This is a genomic window from Mesorhizobium sp. M0195 (genome assembly GCF_040322115.1).
In the GTDB taxonomy this organism is placed as follows: Bacteria; Pseudomonadota; Alphaproteobacteria; order Rhizobiales; family Rhizobiaceae; genus Mesorhizobium.
In genome coordinates this window covers 23653-33160 of record NZ_JAMYSV010000033.1, presented here as the reverse complement: position 1 = coordinate 33160, position 9508 = coordinate 23653, and the positions used below count along the sequence as shown (strand labels likewise).

The 9508-nt window shown below is 57.1% G+C and carries 8 protein-coding genes and 1 pseudogene; 4 read left to right on the top strand and 5 right to left on the bottom strand.

The annotated features are described in order from the left end of the window. Positions 1 to 1073 (bottom strand): annotated as a pseudogene (locus NKJ12_RS29985) (recombinase family protein); the annotation flags it as partial. A gap of 508 nt (positions 1074 to 1581) precedes the next feature. Then, positions 1582 to 2658, bottom strand: a complete 1077-nt coding sequence (locus tag NKJ12_RS29980; protein ID WP_352707105.1) for an ABC transporter ATP-binding protein — start codon at positions 2656 to 2658, stop codon at positions 1582 to 1584. Between the two features lie 138 nt (positions 2659 to 2796). Here NKJ12_RS29980 and NKJ12_RS29975 point away from each other — a divergent pair, with 138 nt between their 5' ends. Further along, complete coding sequence (locus NKJ12_RS29975) at positions 2797 to 3891, top strand: IS630 family transposase (RefSeq protein ID WP_352707103.1); 1095 nt, start codon at positions 2797 to 2799, stop codon at positions 3889 to 3891. Here NKJ12_RS29975 and NKJ12_RS29970 read toward each other — a convergent pair. The 3 genes from NKJ12_RS29970 to NKJ12_RS29960 form a co-directional block, all read right to left on the bottom strand. Next, positions 3854 to 4672 carry a 2-keto-4-pentenoate hydratase gene (locus NKJ12_RS29970; protein ID WP_352707101.1) on the bottom strand — a complete coding sequence of 273 codons (819 nt, stop codon included), beginning with the start codon at positions 4670 to 4672 and terminating at the stop codon, positions 3854 to 3856. The two genes, NKJ12_RS29975 and NKJ12_RS29970, sit on opposite strands and share 38 nt — an antisense overlap. After that, positions 4669 to 5421: a 3-deoxy-manno-octulosonate cytidylyltransferase gene (locus NKJ12_RS29965; protein WP_352707099.1), complete on the bottom strand. Its 753-nt coding sequence runs from the start codon at positions 5419 to 5421 to the stop codon at positions 4669 to 4671. Before NKJ12_RS29965 ends, NKJ12_RS29970 begins: the two co-directional genes overlap by 4 nt. Positions 5422 to 5494: 73 nt before the next feature. After that, positions 5495 to 6310, bottom strand: coding sequence for an IclR family transcriptional regulator (locus tag NKJ12_RS29960; protein WP_352707097.1), 816 nt, complete (start codon positions 6308 to 6310; stop codon positions 5495 to 5497). A gap of 111 nt (positions 6311 to 6421) precedes the next feature. On the opposite strand from NKJ12_RS29960, the gene NKJ12_RS29955 reads away from it, so the two are divergent. The 3 genes from NKJ12_RS29955 to NKJ12_RS29945 are packed head-to-tail and all read left to right on the top strand — an operon-like array spanning position 6422 to position 9501. Further along, positions 6422 to 7663 carry an ABC transporter substrate-binding protein gene (locus NKJ12_RS29955; RefSeq protein WP_352707094.1) on the top strand — a complete coding sequence of 414 codons (1242 nt, stop codon included), beginning with the start codon at positions 6422 to 6424 and terminating at the stop codon, positions 7661 to 7663. A gap of 36 nt (positions 7664 to 7699) precedes the next feature. Beyond that, positions 7700 to 8659: a carbohydrate ABC transporter permease gene (locus NKJ12_RS29950; protein ID WP_352707091.1), complete on the top strand. Its 960-nt coding sequence runs from the start codon at positions 7700 to 7702 to the stop codon at positions 8657 to 8659. After that, positions 8656 to 9501: a carbohydrate ABC transporter permease gene (locus tag NKJ12_RS29945; protein WP_352707089.1), complete on the top strand. Its 846-nt coding sequence runs from the start codon at positions 8656 to 8658 to the stop codon at positions 9499 to 9501. Before NKJ12_RS29950 ends, NKJ12_RS29945 begins: the two co-directional genes overlap by 4 nt. The last annotated feature ends 7 nt before the right edge of the window (positions 9502 to 9508 follow it).

Below are 9508 nucleotides of genomic sequence, written 5' to 3'. Positions count from 1 at the left end.
CGCAGCGATATACCGGATAACCTTGGCCGCGTCCGGCATACATGACAACCAGTCTTCGCCCGCATCGACCACAGGAGATGAGACCCGGGAGCAGCGCGCGACCGCCGCGGCCCGACTTGACGCCGCCGGCTTTGCCATAAGCGTTGGCCGCGAGCAGTTCCTGGTTCCGTTCGTACTCGCTCCATCCGATATAGCCTTCGTGATGGTCCTTGAGCACCACCGCCCACTCGCTAGCCGGCTTGTAATGGCCATAGCTCTTGCGAACGCGGCCATCGACGATCTCAGTGCGCTTCTCGCTCTTACCATAGACATAGGCGCCGGCGTAGAATGGGTTCTTCAGGATCGAGATCACGTTGCGGTAGCGGATCGGAACCCAGTCGAAGGACACCATCTTCTTGCCATCGGAGGGTCTGGGGAAATGCTATCGTCGATCACCGAGATCAGGACCTGGCGCGCACTGCCGAGTTCGCGGAAGCGCGCGAATATCAGGCGAATGGTCTCCTGCAGGCGCATGTCGGGATCGAACCCGAGACCGTAATCGCGGTGCCAGACATAGCCGAACGGCACGGAGATGCGCAGTTCCCCGCGCTGTGCCTTGGCGCGGGCGGCCTCGTACATGCGGGCACGCGCACGCCGAGCTCGAACTCGCTGATGCTGCCCTTCATACCCAGCAGCAGGCGGTCGTTCGGCAATCCCGGATCGTAGACCCCGTCCAGATCGATCACGCGTGCATCGACTTCGCCGCACAACTCGAGCAGCCGATGCCAGTCCGGCCCGTTGCGCGACAGGCGGGACGCCTCCAGGCAAAGCACGGCGCCCACATGGCCGGTGCACAGATCGTCGACCAGGCGCTCGAAACCGGGACGCTCCACAGCCCCGCTTGCGGTTCGTCCCAGATCCTCGTCGATCACCTCTACTTTGCGGAATCCCCAGCGCCGGGCGACGTCGACAAGCTCATATTGCCGACGCTGGCTCTCAAGGTTGAGCTGGACCTGCGCCTGAGTGGACTGACGCACATAGACGACGGCCTTGCGCTTGAGGACGGCAGTCGGAATCAGATTACCGCTAGTCATCGCAGCTCTCCTCCTCCGTTGCCACGCCGGCGGCGGCCATCAGGACGTTGGCGAGCCGGGCGATCACTATGGTCCGTTGCGCTGAACTCAGCCCGTTCAGCTTCTGCGAGTCGAGCGGCAAGCTGAGTTGGCGAACGACCACGAGAGATCGTGTCGGGGGTGGCAGGGTTCTCATGTTGCGCCTCCGCGATGATGAAACCATCCGGAGAGCCTCGCCGGAAACGGCGTTCGATCAAGAGCTTGTGAAGCTCAAGCAGCGCGGCAAGCGATACGCGCGGGGGGCCCAGGTCCATCGCCGCGCAAGCCACGGGATCGATCATCCAGGCCGGAGCGGTAATGACATGCCCGGGCGCGACGACGAGATGAATGATCCGGCCGTTGGCGCGCTCTTCGCTGTTCTCGCAGCGAAGCCGACGTCCGAAATACGGATGCCAACGGTAATGGACCTCGACCTCCTGCCCAACAGGCGGGAGCCAGCTTGGAAATCCTGGCGCAATCCGGCGGAAAGTCAGGCTGCCAGACGACCGGCTCTGGCAATACGCGCTCCGGTTTCGTCGTCGAAGAGGTGTGCGAGCCCTGGATCGAATCCAATCCCGATCTCATCACCCACCCTCACATCGAGCCGATCGCGGATAAGGCATGCGAGTCTGTTCTGTCCCGCGTCGACAATGATTTGAGTTTCTGAGCCGGTCGATTCGACGACATAAACTTTTGCCCTTTGCCCTTGCGGATCAATTCGAATATGCTCCGGCCGGATACCAAGGGTGACGGATCGACCGCCGCTCGCAGCGTGTCCTTCCCCAACGCTCCAAATTGTTCCGCTCTCATCCGTCATACCTGTCGCTGACATCGTTCCCTTGACGAAATTCATCGCCGGTGAGCCGATGAAACCGGCCACGAAAAGATTGGTTGGATTGTCGTAAAGATCCAATGGCGTGCCAATCTGCTCGACGATGCCGTCATGCATGACAACGATTTTATCCGCCATTGTCATGGCTTCGATCTGATCATGCGTCACGTAGACTATCGTGCTGCCCAGGCGGTGATGCAGGGCTTTGATTTCCGCACGCATTGAGACACGAAGCTTCGCATCAAGGTTAGAAAGTGGTTCATCAAAGAGAAAAACTTTTGGATCCCGCACGATTGCCCTTCCCATCGCCACGCGCTGGCGTTGGCCACCGGACAGCTGGCGCGGATAGCGGTCGAGCAGCTTTTCAAGTCCGAGGATGCTCGCCGCGTTCGATACACGCTGGTCAACGTCCGCTTTTGGAGCCTTTTGGAGTCTGAGCGCGAAACCCATGTTCTGCGCGACTGTCATATTGGGATACAGCGCATAGTTCTGAAACACCATCGCGATATCACGCTCTTTTGGGGAGATGTCGTTGACGATTTTTTCGGCAATGCGGATATCGCCGGATGTAATGGTCTCGAGGCCCGCGATCATGCGAAGCAATGTCGACTTTCCGCATCCAGACGGTCCCACAAGAATTACAAATTCGCCGTGGGCGATATCGATGTCCACGCCATGGATGACGGGATGGTTACCGTATGTCTTGCGGAGATTTGCGATCTTCAGGTTGGCCATGTCTTGTGTTCCCTTAGCTATTTGGTTTGCTTTTGTGTGCGGTAGTCTGGGCAGGATGGTTCGATGAAGCCCTGATCCTGCCTAGTGGTTCCCACCTGACATAAGAGTCCAGTCAGAGATTCCCTTTCTGGCCTGCGCGTGCGAGTCTGGCGCAGGCGCACAGGAACATCGTTCACCGTTTCGTCGGCCGATCGCGTCCGTCTGACGGCGCTGATCATGGATCGCAACGCCCCGCAAAAGCATGTCTGGCGCGCCGAGATCGTGCTTTTGTCCGCCGACGGCGTCGGCACCGTCGAGATCATGCGCCGCACCGGCAAGTCGAAGACCTGCGTCTGGCGCTGGCAGGAGCGCTTTGCCGCGGAAGGCTGTGACGGGCTGCTGCGCGACAAGACGCGACCGTCGCACATTCCGCCGCTCGGTCCCGATGTCGGCGAGCGCGTCGTGGCACTGACGCTTGCCGATCCGCCGGGCGAGACGACCCACTGGACCGCCGACATGATGGCGCAAGCCGCCGCAATCAGCGCCAGCGCCGTCAGGCGCATCTGGAAGGCACATGGTCTCGCACCCCACCGGTGGCGCCAGTTCAAGCTCTCCAATGATCCGAAGTTCGTCGACAAGTTGCGCGACGTCGTCGGCCTCTACCTCGATCCGCCGGCCCACGCCATCGTGCTGTCGGTCGACGAAAAGAGCCAGATCCAGGCGCTCGACCGCACCCAACCCGGCCTGCCGATGAAGAAGGGGCGGCTCGGTACGATGACGCACGACTACAAGCGCAACGGCACCACCACCCTGTTCGCCGCCCTCAACGTCCTCGACGGCACCGTCATCGGCAGGAACATGCAGCGCCATCGCCATCAGGAGTTCATCCGCTTTCTCAATGCCATCAACGCCGAGGTTCCCGCAGACAAGGCGGTGCACGTGGTCCTCGACAACTATGCTCCCCACAAGCACCCCAAGGTGCGCGCCTGGCGCGACCGTCACGAGCGCTTCACCTTCCACTTCACTCCGACATCATGCTCATGGCTCAACGCGGTAGAAGGCTTCTTCGCCAAGCTGTCCAAGCGCCGCCTGAAACGCGGCGTCTTCCACTCCGTCGTCGATCTCCAGGCCGCCGTCAACCGCTTCCTCGCCGAGCACAACCAGCAGCCAAAGCCCTTCACCTGGACCGCCGATCCCGACAAGATCATCGCCGCCGTCAAGCGCGGGCACCAAGCGTTAGATTCCATCCACTAGCCGGTGCACTCGCCAAAAGTTCATCTTCGGCGGCAATTGACAGTGTGATTGACTGAAAGCCGTCAAATGACGCCACAATCTTGGAGCCCCGTCGCACCTTTTGCGCAGGCGTGTAAGATCCGGCGATGACAAACTGTCCGGCTCTCAGCTCTAATTTTCGCTCGGACAGATGATTTGCCAGGGCAACCAACACATCGAAAGGATCTCCTGCAGGATGGGTGCAATGTTTTGAAAGGATGACCTGACCATCCAGGCTAAGGGTAATGCCGATCGCCGCGAGACTGCGGTCGTGCCAAGCATACGACGGAACGCCTAGTACAACTCCGCCATTGCCGAGGTTATCAGCAACAAGATGCGCTTGGGGAGATCGAAATGCGTCGGCCAACCGACTGGAGAGCATCTCAAATGCGGGCATCACACCGCTGACATGTGGAGCAACGTCAGACCTTGTGTAACCGTGGCTTGGCCGAGGCGGCAGAGAAGTGTCGATTAGAAACGCGAGCTCACATTCCAGGCCATGATCAGCTCGACCAGGCAATGGTACTGTGCTGCCCGTGTTGAATGTGTCGCATTGGAGCACTGGCGCTGACAACAATTTGCCGTCCGCTTGCAGTGAGGCCTTCCAACCTATTAGGGATGCATCCATGATCAGGCGTGTCTGTTCTTGTATCATGTAAGCCTCCGACACCGTCTCGATACCGGTGAGCCTCACTTCGCCGCAACAGGTATTTTTCCGCTTCTCCACCAGGCGCAGCGCGGCAGCATGAAGGCCTTTGCTCACGACATCTCTCCTTCACGCGGATCTAAGCGGCGGCGCGCTTCTTCAAGGTCTTCATGAGTGTCCACACCGAGGGGAAAGGTTTCAACAACGGCAACGCCGATGGTCAGACCCAAGGCAAGCGCTCTTAGTTGCTCAAGCTTTTCGAAACGTTCGAGTTGGGATGGCCGGGCCGCGACAAAACGATCGAGTGCGTCGCGTCGATAGACGTAAAGCCCGATGTGATGCAGGAGGGTCTGCGCCCCGTGAGGGATAGGCAAGCGACTGAAGTAAATGGCTCGACCGATGAGATGATTTTCCGTCGAGGGCTCCATCGCAACCTTGACTACAGCGGTCCGCTCCACCCCTGCCTGGTCAGACATAGGTGTGGCCAGTGTGACGATGTCGATTTTGGGATCATCAAGGATAGAAACCGCCTGACGTAGCAGCAGCGGTGAGATCGTGGGCATATCACCCTGAAGATTGACGATTACATTATAATTTCGATCCGGGTCAAAGCTTGACAGGGCCGCGTGTGATCGATCCGATCCGGATGCAAGGTTGGGGTCGGTTAGAATGACATCGGCACTCGTCCCCGCTAAAGCCTTTGCGATCTCACGGTCGCTGGCCGCAACTAGCACAGGCCCCAGATCCGCCTCCAAGCCTCTGCGAAGAACATGGCGGATCATGGGCTCACCATGAATGTCGGCAAGCGGCTTCCCGGGGAGCCGGCTGGAATTCATGCGCGCGGGGATAATCACGATCGGTTTCATGCTTGCTGACTCATTCGTTCGCGCAGCTTAGCGCCCACAAACGAGTGGCGCGCTCTTTTGGAGCATAAACTGTTCATGCCCCATCGCCTTCGCTTGTATCGGGACCGGCGACGGAGCGCAGGGGCCACACGAGCGCCAATTCCGCCGCGCTGGCCCTTGCCTGCCCACCAAGCTCTTCTAACCGCTTGTCATTCAAGCGAAAGGCCGGCGCCACAATGGCCAGCGCGCCGATAAATTGGCCCGAAACTGTAACGATCGGAGATGCGACTGCGCCGACCGCCTCCTCTGCTTCCTCAAGCGCGACACCGAACCCGCGTGTCGCGGTGCGATCTAGTTCAGCCATGAACTCATCGACTGTTTTGATTTCCCGCGGCCCGTAGCTGCCGGGCTTGCCGAGCCCGGCTTCCAGGGCGCGTTTGATCGCCGCCTCACGTGATAGCGTTGCCAACCAGACTTTTCCACTGGCGCTAACGTGCACAGGTAGGATCGGGAATGTTCTTGAGCGGCAAATTAGACTGCCTTGAGCGCCCTGTGCGTGCGCAATCGTCGTCAGGTTGTCATTTGCAAGGGCAGCTAGACGGATGAGCTCCCTACTATCGCGTGCGAGTCTATCCAGAACTGGCTGAAGAACGTCGGGAAGCGTTGCTGCCTGCATGAAGCGATAGCCTATGGCCGGAAGCTTTAGTGACAGGCGATAAAAGTCTGTGGCGTCGTCCTGTTCGACCCAACCTAGCGCAACGAGCGTCGTCAGGACGCGGTGTGCGCCACTCCTCTGTAGTTGAAGCCGGTCCGCGAGATCGGAAAGCCGCATGCTCTTTGCTTCTGTAGCCAGCAGCTCCACGATTGCGAAGCAATTTCCGATAAGTGAGTTGACAACCTTCATGATCATAGAATACCGTTCTATTAGGAATCGGATTCAAGGTAGACTGCTTTTCGAGGTCGGTCAACCGATTTTGTTCCCAGAGAAACGACCCACAAATGACTCAGGAGGAAGTCCAGTATGAAAGCGTTTTTTCGAAGAGGAGCACTCACTTTGGCACTCGTGCTTGCGTCATCCGTGGGCCACGCGGCAGACATTCAATGGCCGAGTTTCCTTTGGAATGATCCTGGTCTCGCACCGGCGCTCAAAGAGCTGAAAAGCACGTTCGAGCAGGAAAATCCTCAGGATCACATCAATAGCGTGCTCATCCCGGTTTCGACGTTCTGGGACAAGCAGTTTGCCGATGTCAGCAATGGGAACCCCCCAGATATCGGCACATTCTATGACTCGGATGTTCGAAAATACATCGAGCAAGACCTTCTTGAGCCGCTGGATGACTACTTAAGCGCGGCGAGCATTGATCGCTCCAGCTTCGTGCCCACGGCGTCGCTTGGTCGAAAGGATGGTCATGTTTATGCCGTACCCGTCGTCGTGAATGCGCGTGCGCTTTTCTACAATGAAAAGCTATTCCGTGATGCCGGTGTGCAACCCCCGCATGACGCCGCGACTTTCCTGGAAGCGGCAAGAAAACTGCGCAAACCACAAGCACAGCAATTCGGATTTGCCACGGCCTCGAAGCCAGGCAACGCAAGTCTGAACTTCATCGAGACTTCGCCGTTGATTGTGGGCTTCGGTGGTGGCTACTTCAAGGATGGCCAGCCTACCGCCAACTCGCCTGAAACGATCGCGGCGCTTCGGTTCTACAAGCAACTTTTCGATGAAAACCTCATACCGCGCGGCGTTGAGACTGGCGTCTATCGCGACATGTTCGCCCATGGCAAGGTAGGAATGTATGCGGCTGGTTCCTTCATCGCCAGCGTTGTCGAGGGCGCCGACAAGGTCGTCTATAAAGATCTGCGTGCAATCCTCCTGCCGTTCCCTGGGGGTCAGACGGTATCAGTTACAGTTTTTCTAGGTATCCCCAAAGGTGCCAAAAACAAGGACGCGGCTGCAGCTGTGCTCATGCGCATGCTCAAAAGCGACTTTCAACTAAGAATTGCGCAGATCGGCAAGGCTTATCCGGGTCGCGTAAACATGTTGCCTGGCACGTTCTTCGATCAAAATCCTTGGTTCAAGGCTTTCGAAAACGCATCCCTCACGGCTCAATCATATGCGCCGGACGGTGTGGAGCAATATGGACCGGAGATCATCAAAATCGTTTCGGAAGGTTTGGAAAACATGCTTTTCAACGGTGCCTCGCCAGAAGAAACGGCGAACAATCTTCAACAGAAGCTCACGGATTTCATCGCGACGAAGAAGTGAGCTTTTTTGAACACAAAATTCCAGGGGAAGTCCAAAATGGAAAGCAAGATACAACAAGGCAGCCTACAAGCGGCTGCACTACCCCCGCAGGTAGGCCAGGGTCGCCCCTGGTTCGGCTATCAAAGGCGCGAGGCGTTAGTGCCTTATGCTTTCTTGTTGCCTAGCTTCCTCGCTCTGGCGGTCGTGTTCTTCTACCCGATGATTTACGCGATCGTTATTAGCTTCTATTCGAATAACATCGGAAGTGCGGCCCATTTTATCGGATGGCAGAATTATGGCGACATCTTCGCCAGTGACTGGTTACCGGCGGTGATGAAGACGTCGGTGCTTTGGACAGCGGGCAATGTTGTGTTCGTATGCGGCCTGTCGCTAGCCATCGCACTGATGCTTGATCGAAAATTTCCCGGTCGTGGTTTGGTTCGCGCCCTGTTCTTTCTACCTTGGGCGGTGCCGTACGTGGCAGCGGGTATCGTTTGGGGATGGATGTACGACTATGAATTTGGTGTTCTGAACTACCTGGTGCATGCCTCGGGCCTTTCCGCTGACAAGATAAACTTCCTGACAGCGTGCCCGACCGCCTTCTATAGCGTCGGAGCATTGTCAGTCTGGAAGCTCGTCCCATTTGGCACAGTAATGTTTTTGGCGGGCTTACAGACGATCCCGTCGGAATACTATGAGGCTGCGAAGATCGACGGAGCCGGTCCAATTCAGGCCTTCCGGTTCGTGACCCTGCCCGCATTGCGCGGTGTAACGACCATGCTCACGTTGCTTGTCACGATCTGGAGCTTCGGCTGGAGCTTCACGGCGATTTTCCTGCTGACAGAGGGTGGGCCTGCCGGGTGTACAGAAACCATCGTGGTACGAAGCTACTTGGAAGCTTTCAAGTTCTTTCACGTCGGCACGGCAAGCGCTATTGGGACAATTGTCCTTTTTCTATCGCTAACATTTTCCGCCGCCTATCTTGCGCTCGTTTATCGGAAAGGACGCCCACAATGATCAGCGTCAATAGAGCAAAGCAGTCCCTCTGGTCAGCGGCTTTCTACGTGGCTCTAGCCGTCCTTCTCCTTGCCGTGCTGTTTCCATTCTACTGGATGTTCAAAACTTCCTTGGATTCGGGCGAGGCGCTATTCAGCTATCCACCAAAATTCCTTCCGAAGTCCTACGATTTCCATGCCTATCGCGATGTCATAAACAATACGGACATTGCTACGTGGCTTTGGAACTCTTTCATAGTTTCCATTGGTTCAACAGTGCTTGCTTTGGCCGCCGGTGTTTCTGGCGCGTATGGGCTGTCACGATTCAGGTACCGCGGGAAATCGACTCTGGCGCTTGTGGTTCTCACGACGCAGATGATGCCACCCCTTGTGCTGATCATTCCAATCTACACGATCTATATCGGCTTAAACCTGACGGATACGCTATTCGGGTTGATCATTGGCAACTTTGCGTTTTCGCTTCCCGTCGTGATCTGGATGATGAAGTCAATCTTCGACACGATTCCAGTAGAGATTGAAGAGGCTGCGCGTGTTGATGGCGCGTCCTGGTTTTTCATCATGACCCGGATCACTCTGCCAATCGCGCTCCCTGGCTTGGTAGCGGTTTCCGTCTTCACTTTCATCAATGGCTGGGATGAATTCATGTTCGCGCGCACGGTGGTTTCGGCAACTGACAAATGGGTGGGCACCGTTGGCTTGGCTTCATTCATTGGGATCTACGTCACACCATGGGATCAAATCCTGGCTGCGGCGACAATATTCACTCTGCCGCCTGTGATCCTTTTCCTCCTCATTCAAAAGCACTTCATGGCCGGCTTAGGTGCCGGCGCAGTAAAGGGATGATCACATC

What these genes read in the sequence shown, in the direction of transcription:
- NKJ12_RS29980 (WP_352707105.1), bottom strand. Translation starts at nt 2,658, where the DNA reads ATGGCCAACCTGAAGATCGCAAATCTCCGCAAGACATACGGTAACCAT.
- NKJ12_RS29965 (WP_352707099.1), bottom strand. Translation starts at nt 5,421, where the DNA reads ATGAAACCGATCGTGATTATCCCCGCGCGCATGAATTCCAGCCGGCTC.
- NKJ12_RS29960 (WP_352707097.1), bottom strand. Translation starts at nt 6,310, where the DNA reads ATGATCATGAAGGTTGTCAACTCACTTATCGGAAATTGCTTCGCAATC.
- NKJ12_RS29955 (WP_352707094.1), top strand. Translation starts at nt 6,422, where the DNA reads ATGAAAGCGTTTTTTCGAAGAGGAGCACTCACTTTGGCACTCGTGCTT.
- NKJ12_RS29950 (WP_352707091.1), top strand. Translation starts at nt 7,700, where the DNA reads ATGGAAAGCAAGATACAACAAGGCAGCCTACAAGCGGCTGCACTACCC.
- NKJ12_RS29945 (WP_352707089.1), top strand. Translation starts at nt 8,656, where the DNA reads ATGATCAGCGTCAATAGAGCAAAGCAGTCCCTCTGGTCAGCGGCTTTC.